Below are 14,303 nucleotides of genomic sequence, written 5' to 3'. Positions count from 1 at the left end.
GGACCGGCTCCGCGGTTCTTAGTGGTGGACGGTGGTGCTGGACGAATGCTGTCCGGGAGGTGCTGCAGCTGCGCCGGCGGCGGCCGCACTGGAAAGGCGGGGCACGGCCAGGACCGCAACTACGCCGATTGCCGCTGCTATGGCCCAGACGGAGAAGTTGATGAAGTTGCCCAGCGAGGCGGCAACCAGAACGCCTCCGCCTGAGATCGCCAGGACAGCGCCGATTCGTCCGATTCCGAGCGTGATGCCAAGGGCTGTGGCCCGCGTTGCGCCGGAGAAGTAGGTGGCGACGAAGCCGTTGACCAGGATCTGCGCTCCCACGGACCCGAAGCCAACAACTGCGACGAGCAGATACATGACCGGAAGCGGCATAAGACCCGTTCCCATGAGAACCAGGGCGATGCCTGAACTGGCAAAAGCCGTTGCAGTGACCGGCCGCGGACCGAAGCGGTCGGCGAGTCGGGAGGAAACCAGCACGCCGACGACGGCGCCGATGTTGACCGTGAGGAGGAACGTCAGGGAGGAGGCCAGCGAATACTTGGCGATGACCATGAGCTGCGGCAGCCAGGTATTAAGCCCGTACACGAGGGTCTGGCCGCAGACCCCGGCCAGGCAGAAGAGGATCATTGCTCCAAGCAGTCGCCCGGTCAGCAGGGTGCGGAAACGGCCAGCTACGGGTGCGTCGCCTTCAACCCGTGCTGCAGGCAGCGGCTCCAGCCCGTAATCGGCGACAATGCGTTCCGCCCGGGCCCGGTCGCCCTTGACTGCGAGAAACGCAGGGGATTCGGGGAGGAACTTGAACAGCAAGGGAACGACGGCGACGAGTGGAACGCCACCCAGCGCCAGCATTCCCTGGAATCCGAGAGCGGGCAAGAACGCGAGCGAGAGTAGTGCGGCAAGAACGCCGCCCACAGCGTAACCGGAGAACATCAGGGCGTTATTGAAGTTGCGCCGGTTCGTCTTGGAGAACTCCACTGTCAGCGCGATCGCCGTCGGAATCACACCGCCCAGTCCAAGGCCCGCGAGAAAACGGAACAAGCCGAAGAGTTCCGGAGTCGGCGCCCATGCGGTCAGAAGCATCAGCACCGAGAAGGACGCAATGGAAATCATCATGATCTTCCGACGCCCCACAATGTCCGTAAGGTAGCCGATGAGGATGGCGCCAATGAACATTCCGGCCAGCGCGTAGCTGCCGATGGCGCCGGTCTGCACTGGAGTCAGGCCCCAGGGTTCGTATGCCAGGAGCTTGGGGACTATGGCTCCGTAGACGACCAGGTCGTATCCGTCGAAGACGATGGCCAGAAAGCAGAGAAAGATAACAGCGGCTGCCGATTTATGAGGGCGAACCGGAGGTGAGGCAGGCGATTGAAAAGCCATTGGGGACTCCAGGTGATATACACGACTTTGTGGCTGTGCCAGAGATGAGGGGGTCTATCGTCTGTGATCTGACCCACAATCGAATGTAACATAAATATGTTGTTCGTCAACAGGTCTGTTGCATGTTTGTGATTGACGGTTTGATTCGGACGCCAAAGATATGAAGTGGAGGAGCCTTATGCAGTGGAAACCCAGAGCCCTGATCCTGGATCTATTCGGGGACTACCTCCGATATGCCGGGAGTGAAGTGAGGCTCGCAGACATCACCGAGCTCCTGTCCGTCTTCAACATCGAGCCCGCCACAGTCCGGGTCAACCTTTCGCGTCTTCGCAAGGAGGGGTGGTTCACCACCCGGCGCGTAGGGCGGGAAACGGTCTACACCCTCACTCCCCACATGCTGGAGATCCTCGACGAGGGCCGGGAACGAATCTTCCGGCGTCGGGACGAGAGCTGGGAGGGACGCTGGACCATGGCCATTTACCAGGTGCCGGAATCTGAGCGCGCCGTCCGTGAACAGCTCCGAAAGCAGCTTGCCTGGCACGGGTTCGGCCAGCTATCGCCGTCGACCTGGCTCAGTCCTCACGATCTCATGGCGGAGGTCCGCGAGATCGCCGCCGAGTTTCCGCTGGCAAAAGTTGATGCGCTTTGGTGCGGGACCGGCGACCTCGAGGAGGACAGAGACCTTGCCGCGCGATGCTGGGACCTGAAGCAGCTCGGCGAAGACTACCAGGGGTTCATCCGCACCTACTCAGCCCTCAATGACGAGACGGCGAATGCAGGCAAGGACGGCCGCACGGCACTTATCGAGCGGATGCAAATCATCGGCGACTTCCGCCGCTTTCCGTTCCGGGACCCCTACCTGCCCAGGGAGCTGCAGCCCGAGGGATGGCCGAGCAGTGAGGCATACGGCTTGTTTGGCGCAGTGCACCGCCAGCTCGGTCCGGGAGCCACGGAGTTCGTCTCCGGCATCATCGGCCAGCCCGTCGGGCAGGGTCAAGAGGTCGTGGCGTAAGCAGCCCGCCGATCATTTTCGGGCTGCATACGCGTACATATATGTAACAATTTACCGCAGGCCGTTAGTCTATACGTTACATTAACTTCGATTGCAGGAGTCCCCATGGTGGAGACACCCCGGTCGCTGGTCCTTAATCTCTTTGGGGACTACCTTCGCTACGCCGGCGGTGAGGCTAAGCTCGGCGAACTGACCGAGCTCATGACGGCTTTCGGCATGGAACCCGGCACCGTGAGGGTGAGTATGTCGCGCCTCAGGCAGGAGGGGTGGTTTACCACCCGCAGGGATGGCCGGGAGACGGTCTACGCGCTGAGCGGCCAGATGCTCGACATCCTCGCCAATGGCCGCCCGCGGATCTTCCGCCGCAAGGAGGAGCCCTGGAGCGGCCGCTGGACCATGGTCATCTATCAGGTACCGGAATCCGACCGCGCGGTGCGTGAACAGCTCCGCAAACAGTTGGCATGGGCGGGGTTTGGCCAGCTCTCCCCCTCGACCTGGCTGGCCCCTCACGATCTCGCCAAGGAGGCAAAGGAGATCGCATCCCGGCACGGAAGCGCCCGCGTCAACGTCCTCTGGTGCGGCTCCCATGACGCGGCGGCGGCACGCGAACTGGCGGCGCGGTGCTGGGATCTGGAGTCCCTGAGTCGCGACTATACGGACTTCCTGTCCTCATATGCGCACCTTGATGACGCACAAAGCAACAGCGCCAAAGACGGCAAACAGGCACTGGTGGAACGCACCCGGATCACTGACGATTTTCGCCGCTTCCCCTTTCGCGACCCTGAACTGCCGCGCGAGCTGCAGCCCAAGGACTGGCCGGGCTCTGCGGCATTCAGTCTTTTCAGCCGGGTGCATGAGCAGCTGGGCCCGCAGGCCCGCCTGTTCGTCGAGGAAGTCATCGGCAGGCAGGTCCTTCCGGTAACGGCCGACCACTACTTGTAACAAATAGTTGACGTTCAGCGTAGAATGGTTACATAATTTCGGTGAGAGCTTTCTCACTGACTTCCCAAACTTTTTAGAAGGTGGCATCGATGGCACTTCGCGTAGCCTGCATTGGCGGCGGTCCCGGCGGACTGTTCTTCTCAACTCTGTTCAAGCAAACCGTTCCCGACGCTGAAGTCGTGCTCTTTGAGCGGAACCAGGCGACCGACGCGTTCGGTTTTGGCGTAGTTTTCTCCGACGCGACGCTGAACCGGATCAACGACGCCGACCCCGTTGTCCGCAACGGCCTCCGTGACTTCGGCACACACTGGGAGGACATCGAGGTCTGGCTCAAAGGCGAACAAAAGTCCTTCACCGGCAACGGAATGGCCGCCATCTACCGCAAGACCCTCCTGAAGCTCATGCAGGACCGGGCGGCGGAAGTCGGCGTCGACATGCGCTTTGGCCAGTATGTGCCCGACCTGTCCCAGCTCGACGACTTCGACCTGATCGTCGGCGCAGACGGCGCAAACTCTTCCACCCGCGAACAGCTGGGCGAGAGCCTTGGCCACACCGCTGAGACCGCAACTGCCAAGTTCATCTGGTTCGGGACCACGTACAAGTTCAGCGGACTCACCTTCGTCCACCGGCAAAGCGAATTCGGCAACTTCGCCGTCCACGGCTACCCGATCAGCGACGATCTCAGCACCTTCATTGTCGAAACCGACGAGGAAACCTGGCGGAAGGCCGGCCTCGACGAATTCGATGCCAGCCAGCCGCCCGGGCCCTCAGACCTGAAGACCCAGCGCTTCCTGGAGAAACTGTTCGCCGAAGACATCGCCGGTGAGCCCCTCGTAGCCAACAACTCCCGATGGGCGAATTTCCGCACCCGTCGGACCCGGTCCTGGCACAAGGGCAACGTCGTCCTGCTTGGCGACGCCGTCCACACCGCCCACTTCTCCGTCGGCTCCGGCACGAAGATGGCGATGGAAGACGCCATCTCGCTGGTCCGTGAGGTCGCTGCACATCAGGACGACCTTGAACTCGCCTTCACAAACTACGAGGCTGAACGCCAGCCACAGGTTGCCAAGATCCAAAACCAGGCGCGCGGTGGACTGAGCTGGTGGGAACACTTCGCCCGTTACTACAACTCCTTCGAGCCCACGCAGTTCACCTTCCACTTCTTCTCCCGCAGCATCGACATCGACAAGATCCGCCAGCGCGATCCCGAGCTGGTTGCCTCTGCGGAGCAGGAGTGGCTGGCGAGGCACGGCAGCACGCCGCTCGAGACACCGCTCGGCGCAGGATCGGTCGCGTTCACCGGTCGCCAGCTCGTGGTGGCGGAACAAGACCGCAAGCTGACTTTGACGGGCCCCGGCGGCAGCATTCCCCTGACCACCGACCCTGCCGACGCCGACGCCAATACCGGACTGCTGCTCATCGCGCCGGATACGGAAGCCGGCCTGGCAGCCACTTTTGAGCACTTGCCTGCAGAGGCTGCCCTCGTTGTGATCCAGGGCGGCAACCCGTTCACACGCGTCCTCCTTTCGGAGGAAGCCCGGCTTGGACGCGGTCTGACAAGCGTCATCGTCGATGACCAGGGCCCGGCTTCGGCTTTGACGCTGGTGCTCTCCGGCCGGGCAGACGCCGTTGCCGTACAAGGCGCGGAGGCAACCAATGCATAGCCTGACTCCGCTGTTCGCACCCCGCGGCATCATCGTCGTTGGTGCCTCATCCAGCCCGGAAAAGCTCGGCGCCGTTATGGCACAGTCACTGTCCAACTACCCGGCTCCTGTTGAGCTCGTCAACAGCCGCGGTGAAAACGGCATGCACACCAGCATCGCCGAAGCCGCGTCAGCGATTCCTGGCGGTCCGGATCTGGCCGTACTTTGCGTTCCTGCCGCTGCGACAGCCCAGGCACTTCGGGACAGCGCAGCAAACGGCGCCAAAGCGGCACTGGTCTGCGCCGGCGGTTTCGCCGAAGCAGGCGGACCCGGCGTCGAATTCGCCCGGCAGGTGGAGGCAGCTGTCAAGGAAACCGGAATACGGCTGCTCGGCCCGAACACATCAGGCTTCTTCGTCCCCCGCCGCAACCTGCGCGCCAGCTTCGTCCCCGGCGTCGCAGAACTTGAACCGGGTTCGGTGGCCGTTGTGGCGGCAAGCGGTGGAGTAAATCACGTGCTCGCTTTCCACCTGCAGCGAGCCGGAGCGGGCGTCAGCCTGGCCGTCGGAATCGGCGCGGGCACGGACATCAGCGCGCCCGATGTCCTCGACTACTTGATCCATGATGACCAAACCAAGGCGGTGGCGCTGCATCTGGAAACCGTCGCTGACGGACCGGCACTCAACGACGCCGTTTCGCGCCTCAGTTCGGTCAAACCGGTGGTGGCTTTGGTCGTCGGGCAAAATGACGTGTCCGAGTTCGCCCAGTCCCACACCGGCGCCCTGGCCACATCCTGGCGAACCACGCGTGCGGCCCTGAAGCAGGCGGGCGCCGTGATCGTCGACGACGAGAACCAGCTCGTTGCCGCCGTCACCGCCCTGGCGGGGCGCCGGCTCAAGCCGGCTGCGGACCCCGGGGTCGGACTCATCACCGGGCAGGCGGGCCCCGGACTCCTGATCGCCGATGCACTCCACAGCGCCGGGGTAACCCTGCCGCGTCTGGCACAAACGAGCCAGGACACCATCGGCACGCTGCTGCCACCGCTGACCTTCCAGGCCAACCCCGTGGACACCGGCCGGCCGGGACCCGGGTACGAGAAGGTGGTGGCCGCCGTGGCAGCCGACCCTGCCATCGATCTCGTAGCGGTGTACGGACTGACCGAACCCGTGGCCGATCTTCCTCTCGCTGTGGCTAATTCCGGAGTGGCCAGCACGATGCCGTTCCTGATCGGCGTCGACGGCCCTGACGGTGATCTGGAACGTGCCCGGAAGTCAGCCGCCCAGCACGACCTGCCATTGATCAGCGGACCGACATCGCTGGCCCACGGCATTACAGCCCTCGTCAACGACGCGCGTGGACAATTTCAGCGCGCCGAAGCACCCGCTGGAGTGTTCACCTGGCCGGAGCTGGAAGGGCCCTGGGACGAAAACCGGGCCAAGGAACTCCTCGGCGCACTCGGTATTGCCACGCCTGCGCGGCGCAGCTGCAGCTCCCGAGCCGAGGCCCACGACGCTTTCACCGAGCTGGGAGGTCCGGTGGCGGTCAAGCTGCTTGATGCCGCGGTCCTGCACAAGACTGAGATCGGCGGTGTGTATCTGGGGGTGGACTCCCCCGAGGCCATGGACCGGGCCCTGGACGGCCTGGAGGCCGCAGGTGCCCGCGAATTCCTGATCGAAGCAATGGCTCCATCCGGCGTCGACCTGGTAGTCGGCGTACGCCGTGATCCTGTATTTGGACCGATCGTCGTCCTGGGCCTGGGCGGCACCGCTGCAGAAGTCTTCGCGGATATTTCCATCCGGTCCGCACCCCTTTCGGTGCGGGTGGCCGAGGGCATGCCCGGAGATCTTCAGGCGCGGGAACTCTTGTACGGTTTCCGTTCCGGGCCGATGCTGGAGACAGCGGAGCTGGCAGGCCTGCTGGTCAGGCTCGGCGATGCACTTGTCTCGAATGACGAAATCGCCGAGATCGAAATCAACCCCCTGCGCCTCACCCATGACGGGCTTCTAGCCCTGGATGCAGTAGTTATCAATGTCGAGGAGGACATTAAATGACAAGCCACACCAGTGAAGGCACCATCCCGTGGCCGGAAGACCTGGCAGCCGAATTCCGAAGCAAGGGCTACTGGGAAGACCGCACGCTGGGGGCGTACGTGCTGGAAACTGCCGACCGGTTGCCGGAAAAGATCGCGATTGTGGACGGGGACGTTCGGCTCAGCTACGCCGAGCTGGCCAACAGAATGGATGCGGCCGCGGAACGCCTCCTGCAGCTGGGCCTCAAAGCGGATGACCGTATCATGGTCCAGTTGCCCAACGGCTGGCAGTTCACGGTGCTGACCCTGGCATGCTTCCGGGCCGGCATTATCCCGGTCATGGCTCTGCCTGCACACCGCCAATACGAGCTCTCCTTCCTCACGGAACTCTCCGAATCGCGCGCCATCGCAGTTCCGGACGTCATCAAGGACTTTGACCACCAGGCAATGGCCGAAGAACTTGCGGCAAGCATCCCGTCCTTGGAGATCATCCTCGTTTCCGGTGCAGCAAGGCCCCTGAACGCACGTCTCGAGGAAATTCTGGCCCCTGCAAAGGACGTCGCGGACGCCCGCGCAAGACTCGACGCCGCCGCGCCTTCACCGGACTCACCGGCGCTGTTCCTGCTCTCCGGTGGAACCACAGGACTGCCCAAACTGATCACCAGAACCCACAACGACTACGCCTACAACATCAAGGCAACTTCAGTTCCCACGGGAGTTTCGGAGGACACCGTTTACCTGGGCACCCTGCCGGCGAGCCACAACTTCCCGCTGGCGTGCCCGGGCATCCTCGGAATTCTGTTCGCCGGCGGCCGCGTGATCATGCTGCCAAGTCCGGAACCACGAAAGGCGTTCGCCGCTATCGAACGCGAGGGAGTGACACTCTCCACTGCTGTCCCGGCCGTCGCACAGAGATGGATCGAGTACCAGCAGGAAGCAGGCACCAATCAGCTGGCCAGCCTTGAGGTGCTCCAAGTCGGCGGCTCACGACTGCCCGACGAGATTGCGCGGAAAGTGAAGCCCGTCCTGGGTGCCACCTTGCAGCAGGTCTTCGGCATGGCCGAGGGGCTCATCAACACCACCCGGCTGGACGATCCCGAAGACGTCATCTGCACTACACAGGGCCGCCCCGTGTCCGAAGCCGACGAGGTGCGCATCGTCAATGAGGCCGGCGACGACCTGCCGGACGGCGTCCCCGGCTCCATCCTGACCCGCGGACCCTATACGCCTCGGGGATATTACCGCGCGCCGGAAGCCAACGCCCGGGCTTTCACCCCGGATGGCTGGTACGCCAGCGGTGACATCGTGGAGCGGCGCCCTGACGGAAACCTGATCGTCCAGGGACGCGACAAAGACATGATTAACCGTGGTGGAGAAAAGATCTCGGCCGAGGAAATCGAAAGCCTGGTCTACCGGATCGACGACGTGACCATGGCGGCCGCGGTCGCCATGCCGGACCAGATGCTCGGCGAACGGCTCTGCCTGTACATCACGGTCAAACCAGGGTGCGAAGTAACCCTGGAACAGATCCAGGAGATGCTGCGCCGGACCGGTGTGGCTGCGTTCAAGATCCCTGAACATCTCGTCGTTGTCGACGAGCTGCCCACGACCAAGGTCGGAAAGATCAATAAGAAGGACCTCCGGGCCGACATCGCTGAACGCCTGGCTACCGCCGGCGCCCACTCAAAGTAGAGGATTGCCATGACTGAGAACATCACCCATGAGTCAGTTGCTGCCAGCCACGCCCTGCCGGAGCCGACGCCTGAAGAGGCTGCCCAGCTGCAGGAGCTGTACCGGGATTTTGACCGGGAGAACCTGATTCCTTTGTGGACTGAGATCGGTGATTTGATGCCGATGGTCCCGTCCCCGAAGGCGGTGCCGCATGTGTGGCGCTGGAGCGATCTGTATCCGCTGGCTGCCCGTGCCGGTGACCTGGTGCCGGTGGGCCGCGGCGGGGAGCGCCGGGCCATTGCGCTGGCCAACCCGGGCCTGGCAGGTACCCCGTACGCGACCCCGACGCTGTGGGCTGCGATCCAGTACCTCGGGGCCCGTGAGACCGCCCCGGAGCACCGCCACTCGCAGAACGCCTTCCGCTTCGTCGTCGAGGGTGAAGGCGTGTGGACCGTGGTGAACGGGGACCCGGTCCGGATGTCCCGCGGCGATTTCCTGCTGACCCCGGGCTGGAACTTCCACGGCCACCACAATGACACTGATGAGCCGATGGCCTGGATTGACGGGCTGGACATTCCGTTCGTGCATTACGCGGACGCCGGGTTCTTCGAGTTCGGCACCGAGCGGGTCACCGATGAGGCCACCCCGGACATTTCCCGTTCCGAGCGGCTCTGGGCCCACCCGGGGCTGCGTCCGCTTTCGGGCCTGGATGACACCACCAGCTCCCCCATCGCGGCGTACCGCTGGGAATACACCGACCGGGCCCTGCGCGAGCAGCTTTTGCTTGAGGACGAGGGCCACCCGGCCACCGTGTCCCAGGGCCACGCCGCCGTCCGGTACACGAACCCCACCACGGGCGGGGACGTGATGCCCACCATCCGGGCCGAGTTCCACCGCCTCCGCGCCGGCGCGTCCACCCAGGGCGTCCGTGAGGTCGGCTCCAGCGTCTGGCAGGTCTTCGAAGGAACCGGTTCCGTGGTCCTGAACGGCGAGGTTAGGAACCTGGAAAAGGGCGACCTTTTCGTTGTCCCGTCCTGGGCCGAGTGGTCCCTGCAGGCCGGGAGCGAATTCGACCTCTTCCGGTTCAGTGACGCCCCCATTTTCGAACGACTGAACTTCAACCGCACCTACATCGAAGGACGCAAGAACGCATGAGACTCCTCACCCTCCGCACCGCGAACGGCACGACCCGGGCTGTCCGCCAGGACGGGACCACCCTGACCGAAATCGACGGGTTCTCCGATGTGGGAGCGCTCCTGAAGGATTCCGCCTGGGAGTCCATCGCCGCCGCCGCGAACGGCGCGACGCACCCGGTCGAGGGCGCGGACCTCGCCCCGGTGGTTCCGTTCCCGGGGAAGATTATCTGCGTGGGCCACAACTACCGCAACCACATCAAGGAAATGGGCCGGGAAATCCCGGAGTTCCCCACCCTGTTCGCGAAGTACCAGGAATCCCTGATCGGCCCGAACGATGACCTGGCGCTGCCGCAGGAATCGGACACCGTGGACTGGGAAGCCGAACTCGCCGTGGTGATCGGCAAGAAGGGCCGCCGGATCAGCGAAGCCGACGCCAAGGATTACATCGCCGGGTACTCGGTGCTGAACGATGTGTCCATGCGTGACTACCAGTTCCGCACCATCCAGTGGCTCCAGGGCAAGACCTGGGAGAACTCCACCCCGTTCGGCCCCGCCCTTGTCACGCAGGATGAGTTCACCGCAGGGCCGCTGATGACCTCGGCCGTGGACGGTGAGGTCCAGCAGAGCACCCCGACCGGGGACCTCGTGTTCACCCCGGAGTTCCTGGTCTCCTATATCTCCACGATCATCACGCTGAACCCCGGCGATGTGATCGCGACCGGCACTCCGGGCGGTGTGGGACACGCCCAGGATCCCAAGCGCTACCTGCAGGAAGGCCAGATCCTGGTCACCACCATCGAGGGCCTGGGCCAGCTGAGCAACCGCGTGGTCAAGGAAGCCTGATGGTCGCCCGCGCCGACCAGACCACGGACCCGGTCCTCCTTGAGGGTTTGCTGCAGGCACGGCGGGGCACGGCGTTCTTTGCCCGCAAGCTCAACGAGCTCTCCGACGCGGACCTTGACGGGGATTCGCTGCTGCCGGGCTGGACCCGCCGGCACGTCACGGCCCACATCGGCTACAACGCGCGGGCCATCGCGCGGCTCATCGAGTGGGCAGCGACCGGCGTGGAGACGCCCATGTACGCCTCCACGTCGGTGCGGGACCACGAAATCAACTTCGGTGCGACCCTTCCGCCGATCGCGTTGCGGCACCTGTTCGACCACTCCGCGGTGCACCTGAACGTCGAATGGCGGGACCTCCCGGCAGAAGCCTGGCACCACAAAGTCAAAACAGCCCAGGGCCGGATCGTCCCGGCCGAGGAAACCGTGTGGATGCGGACCCGCGAAGTCTGGGTCCACGCCGTGGACCTGGACAACGGCGCAACCTTCAACGACATCCCCGCCCCGGTCCTGACACGCCTGCTCAAAGACATCACCGGCGCCTGGCACACCCGAGGCACCGACACCGGACTGCTCATCAGAGTCACCGACCAGCCGGACGCGATGACGTTCGGCGACACCGGCGCCGCAACACCAACAGTCATCTCCGGCCCGCTCGCTGCCATCACCCAATGGGCCACCGGCCGCGGCACCCAGGGTGTGGAGGTTCTCGGGTCGAGCGCCGGCAGTCCTGTGCCTGCAGCACCCAAATGGATCTAGCGCCCGGATAGACGCGCAGCTACAACAACGTCACTACGAAGGGCTTTTGCGATGACGAGAATGTTGATTATCGGACCTCCCGGGTCCGGCAAGGGAACGCAGGCGGATCGGATCTCCGAGCGCCTCGGCGTCGTTGCGATCTCAACCGGCGATATCTTCCGCACCAACGTCAAGGGTGAGACGCCGCTGGGCGTGGAGGCCAAGAAGTACATGGATGCCGGCGATTTCGTGCCGGACAGCGTCACCAACAAGATGGTGCGCGACCGCCTGAGCGAGGACGACGTCGACGGCGGCTTCCTGCTGGACGGTTACCCGCGCACCACTTCGCAGGTGGACTACCTCGATGAGATCCTCGCCAACGGTGAGCAGAAGCTGGACGTTGTCCTGCAGTTGACCGCCGATGACGAGGAACTGGTGCACCGCCTCCTGGGCCGTGCCAAGGAAACCGGCCGCAGCGATGACAATGAAGCCGTCATCCGCCACCGGCTGGATCTCTACCACGAGCAGACCGAGGCCGTTGTGGCCAAGTATGCCGAGCGCGGCATCCTGACCCAGGTTGACGGCATCGGCGCCATCGACGAAGTCACCGACCGCGTGATGCGGGCCATCAAGGCAGCGCAGGCAGCTTAGCAAAGAACATCCGTGTGGAAGGCACCTAACAGCGACGGCCACCCGCTTTTGCGGGTGGCCGTCGCTGTTTGCTGTTGTTCAGGGTCCGTCAAGGCCACACACCGCATCAGCAGGCACATGCCCTCTAGCTTTGGCGTATCGCGGTACGCACAGTTTGCGAGAGGTAAAGCGCCCTGGCATCGGCGCCGCCAGGGAGTTGCATCTGCAAAGGTATGTAGCCGAAGCTGACATCGTAGAGGGGGTCTGCATATCCCAGAGCCCCGCCAGCCCCATCATGTCCCACCGCTTGGAAGCTGCCGAAATCACTGCCGGGGCGAGGCTTCATGAACACGACCCCAAACGCCGTCGGGAAGTTCAGGACCCGGTCGACGCCCCACACTTGCTGCTGCCCCATTGCGGCGAGAGTATCGGGGTCAAGAAGCGCCTCCCCTGTCAGGCCAATGGCGGCGGCATAAACCTGCGCGAGTCCTCTCGCCGATCCAATGCCACCTAATGCGGCTGGTCCGGCGGCCCGTACTTCGCGCAGATTGGGTGAGTAGGGCCCGAGGTTCGGCGGCACAATATTGTTGACACCGTTGAACATCAGGGCGCCCAGGCCGTCCGGCGACATCGGGCTTTGGCTCATCGTTGCCAGCTGTTCGGCCGTTGGATGCGCCGGACGGAGCGCTTCGAACCGGTTCTCGTGGGACGCCGGCAGGCCGAGCCAGAAATCGATGGCGCGAGGTGCGCGGACGGCGGCATCGTAGAGTTCCTGCAGGGATTGGCCCGTGATGCGCCGTACCAGCTCCTCCATGAAGGTGCCGATGGTCAGGCCGTGGTAGCCGAAAGCGGTACCGGGGCGCCAGAACGGCCGCTGTTCGGCAAGCTTTGGCGCGGCGAGGTTCGAGTCAAGGATGTCGGCATCGGCCAGCCCGCCGTCCACGTTGACGAGCCCGGCCTGGTGCGACAGCAGCTCGCGGACGAGGATCGCACCCTTCCCGTGGGCACTGAATTCCGGCCAGTAGTGAGCCACGGTTTGATCCAGATCGAGTTCACCCGATCCAATCAACGTCCCCAGCGTGATGGCTGCGACGCCTTTTGTTGCGGAGAACGTTCCTGTGATTGTGTCGGCAGTAAGTCCGTCTCCTCCAACCAGATCGACCACAAGTTGGTCCTTCCAGTAGACGGCCAGCTGGGCGCTGTAGTTCGGGTCTTCGGACAGGTATGCATCGAATTCATCGCGTACCGCTTCGAAACCGGGTGCTACGGTGCCTGTGGACTGATTGCGGGTTGGTGCCGTGACGGCGGGCATAGCTCAGTACCTTTCACGAAGCCACCGGACCATCCGGTGGACAGAATTCCTGCCAGGGGCGGAGTGAGGGTGGTCCAGGTGTCCATGGGTACTTCCGGGTTCGATTTCCACCCGGACGGGAACTCCTGCCGCCTCCAATTGAGCCGCGAACAATTCTCCCGATGCACGCAGGGTGTCGGCCTCGGAATTGATGATGTAGACAGGGGGAAATCCAACAAGGCTGCCGACTCCGGCAAAGGCGTGAGGATCTCCAAAATTGTCCTCGCTGCCAGCGAAATTGAGATTCACTTCGCGGACGAACTCCGGCGTAAAAACCAATTCCGCCGGAATGCCCTCAATCTTCGCCATGAGCTCCTCACTGATCGGGGGAAGCTTGGCGTGGACAAGGGGGTAGGCGAGCACCAAGGACGCAGGCATTTTCCCTGCACCGTCCCTGAGCCGTCCGGTCAGCGCGGCAGTCAGGGCGGCCCCCGCGCTCGCCCCGCCGAGGTGAAGGTCTTCCGCGGTTTCCAGCCCGAACTCACTAACATTTTCAAGTGCCCAAAGCCACCCGGCCAGGACGTCGTTTGACGGTTCGGGGTACGTCATCCCGTGAAGTGCCTTGCGGTAGTCAAGCGAGAGCACCGAGATGCCTTGGGACGCCAGATGCAGGCTCACCCAGTGGGCCTCCGGCATGTTCAGGTCTCCGGCAATAAACGCGCCGCCGTGGACCCAGACGAACCCGGCGGACGCTACGCCGGGTGCACGATAGAGCCGTCCTGGAACGCCAGCCTCAGAAACGGGGACCGCAATATCGAGCGTCGACACAGCAGCCAGCTCCGGGTAAATGGTCAGTAACGACTCGTTGTCGGTGTCGCTACGAAGATCAGGAGGAGGTCCATTCAGCTCCACCTCGCGTATCAACTGCCTGGCGTCGAGGGTGTTCTGGGTTTCCGTGCTGCTCTCGCCCATATCTTTGATTTTCTCCCTATTCAG

12 protein-coding genes are annotated in these 14,303 nt (G+C 63.7%); 9 read left to right on the top strand and 3 right to left on the bottom strand.

Going from position 1 to position 14,303, the window contains the following annotated elements:
* Nucleotides 1-18 precede the first annotated feature (18 nt).
* Nucleotides 19-1,377 (bottom strand): MFS transporter, encoded by a 1,359-nt coding sequence (locus TV39_RS09205; RefSeq protein ID WP_043480791.1) that lies wholly within the window; start codon nucleotides 1,375-1,377, stop codon nucleotides 19-21.
* A gap of 178 nt (nucleotides 1,378-1,555) precedes the next feature.
* Here TV39_RS09205 and TV39_RS09200 point away from each other — a divergent pair, with 178 nt between their 5' ends.
* The 9 genes from TV39_RS09200 to TV39_RS09160 all read left to right on the top strand — a co-directional run bounded on the left by TV39_RS09200 (nucleotide 1,556) and on the right by TV39_RS09160 (nucleotide 12,037).
* Nucleotides 1,556-2,389 carry a PaaX family transcriptional regulator gene (locus TV39_RS09200; protein WP_043480789.1) on the top strand — a complete coding sequence of 278 codons (834 nt, stop codon included), beginning with the start codon at nucleotides 1,556-1,558 and terminating at the stop codon, nucleotides 2,387-2,389.
* A gap of 105 nt (nucleotides 2,390-2,494) precedes the next feature.
* Complete coding sequence (locus TV39_RS09195) at nucleotides 2,495-3,331, top strand: PaaX family transcriptional regulator (protein WP_043480788.1); 837 nt, start codon at nucleotides 2,495-2,497, stop codon at nucleotides 3,329-3,331.
* Nucleotides 3,332-3,420: 89 nt separating this feature from the next.
* A complete protein-coding gene (locus TV39_RS09190; RefSeq protein ID WP_043480786.1) occupies nucleotides 3,421-4,995 on the top strand; it encodes an FAD-dependent monooxygenase in 1,575 nt (524 codons plus the stop codon).
* A complete protein-coding gene (locus TV39_RS09185) occupies nucleotides 4,988-7,024 on the top strand; it encodes an acetate--CoA ligase family protein (RefSeq protein ID WP_043480783.1) in 2,037 nt (678 codons plus the stop codon). Before TV39_RS09190 ends, TV39_RS09185 begins: the two co-directional genes overlap by 8 nt.
* Nucleotides 7,021-8,694 (top strand): (2,3-dihydroxybenzoyl)adenylate synthase, encoded by a 1,674-nt coding sequence (locus TV39_RS09180; protein ID WP_043480781.1) that lies wholly within the window; start codon nucleotides 7,021-7,023, stop codon nucleotides 8,692-8,694. Before TV39_RS09185 ends, TV39_RS09180 begins: the two co-directional genes overlap by 4 nt.
* A gap of 9 nt (nucleotides 8,695-8,703) precedes the next feature.
* Nucleotides 8,704-9,828 (top strand): cupin domain-containing protein, encoded by a 1,125-nt coding sequence (locus TV39_RS09175; RefSeq protein ID WP_043480778.1) that lies wholly within the window; start codon nucleotides 8,704-8,706, stop codon nucleotides 9,826-9,828.
* Nucleotides 9,825-10,652 (top strand): fumarylacetoacetate hydrolase family protein, encoded by an 828-nt coding sequence (locus TV39_RS09170; protein ID WP_043480776.1) that lies wholly within the window; start codon nucleotides 9,825-9,827, stop codon nucleotides 10,650-10,652. The genes TV39_RS09175 and TV39_RS09170 overlap by 4 nt, the downstream gene beginning before the upstream one ends.
* On the top strand, nucleotides 10,652-11,407 hold the full coding sequence (locus TV39_RS09165; RefSeq protein WP_043480775.1) for a maleylpyruvate isomerase family mycothiol-dependent enzyme: 756 nt from the start codon (nucleotides 10,652-10,654) through the stop codon (nucleotides 11,405-11,407). Before TV39_RS09170 ends, TV39_RS09165 begins: the two co-directional genes overlap by 1 nt.
* A 60-nt stretch (nucleotides 11,408-11,467) precedes the next feature.
* A complete protein-coding gene (locus TV39_RS09160) occupies nucleotides 11,468-12,037 on the top strand; it encodes an adenylate kinase (protein ID WP_200890988.1) in 570 nt (189 codons plus the stop codon).
* A gap of 124 nt (nucleotides 12,038-12,161) precedes the next feature.
* Here TV39_RS09160 and TV39_RS09155 read toward each other — a convergent pair whose 3' ends face one another.
* Both TV39_RS09155 and TV39_RS09150 read right to left on the bottom strand, forming a co-directional pair.
* Nucleotides 12,162-13,328 carry a serine hydrolase domain-containing protein gene (locus tag TV39_RS09155; RefSeq protein WP_043480771.1) on the bottom strand — a complete coding sequence of 389 codons (1,167 nt, stop codon included), beginning with the start codon at nucleotides 13,326-13,328 and terminating at the stop codon, nucleotides 12,162-12,164.
* A 3-nt stretch (nucleotides 13,329-13,331) separates the two neighbouring features.
* Nucleotides 13,332-14,279, bottom strand: a complete 948-nt coding sequence (locus TV39_RS09150) for an alpha/beta hydrolase (protein ID WP_052500541.1) — start codon at nucleotides 14,277-14,279, stop codon at nucleotides 13,332-13,334.
* Nucleotides 14,280-14,303: the final 24 nt, after the last annotated feature.

Source organism: Arthrobacter sp. SPG23, from assembly GCF_000876655.1.
Taxonomy (GTDB): Bacteria; Actinomycetota; Actinomycetes; order Actinomycetales; family Micrococcaceae; genus Arthrobacter.
Note: the sequence above shows the minus strand (reverse complement) of the source record. Positions and strands in the feature narration are given on the sequence as shown.

Coding starts and splice junctions, on each gene's coding strand:
- TV39_RS09165 (WP_043480775.1), top strand. CDS start 10,652: ATGGTCGCCCGCGCCGACCAGACCACGGACCCGGTCCTCCTTGAGGGT.
- TV39_RS09195 (WP_043480788.1), top strand. CDS start 2,495: ATGGTGGAGACACCCCGGTCGCTGGTCCTTAATCTCTTTGGGGACTAC.
- TV39_RS09150 (WP_052500541.1), bottom strand. CDS start 14,279: ATGGGCGAGAGCAGCACGGAAACCCAGAACACCCTCGACGCCAGGCAG.
- TV39_RS09205 (WP_043480791.1), bottom strand. CDS start 1,377: ATGGCTTTTCAATCGCCTGCCTCACCTCCGGTTCGCCCTCATAAATCG.
- TV39_RS09170 (WP_043480776.1), top strand. CDS start 9,825: ATGAGACTCCTCACCCTCCGCACCGCGAACGGCACGACCCGGGCTGTC.
- TV39_RS09190 (WP_043480786.1), top strand. CDS start 3,421: ATGGCACTTCGCGTAGCCTGCATTGGCGGCGGTCCCGGCGGACTGTTC.
- TV39_RS09180 (WP_043480781.1), top strand. CDS start 7,021: ATGACAAGCCACACCAGTGAAGGCACCATCCCGTGGCCGGAAGACCTG.
- TV39_RS09200 (WP_043480789.1), top strand. CDS start 1,556: ATGCAGTGGAAACCCAGAGCCCTGATCCTGGATCTATTCGGGGACTAC.
- TV39_RS09160 (WP_200890988.1), top strand. CDS start 11,468: ATGTTGATTATCGGACCTCCCGGGTCCGGCAAGGGAACGCAGGCGGAT.
- TV39_RS09155 (WP_043480771.1), bottom strand. CDS start 13,328: ATGCCCGCCGTCACGGCACCAACCCGCAATCAGTCCACAGGCACCGTA.
- TV39_RS09175 (WP_043480778.1), top strand. CDS start 8,704: ATGACTGAGAACATCACCCATGAGTCAGTTGCTGCCAGCCACGCCCTG.
- TV39_RS09185 (WP_043480783.1), top strand. CDS start 4,988: ATGCATAGCCTGACTCCGCTGTTCGCACCCCGCGGCATCATCGTCGTT.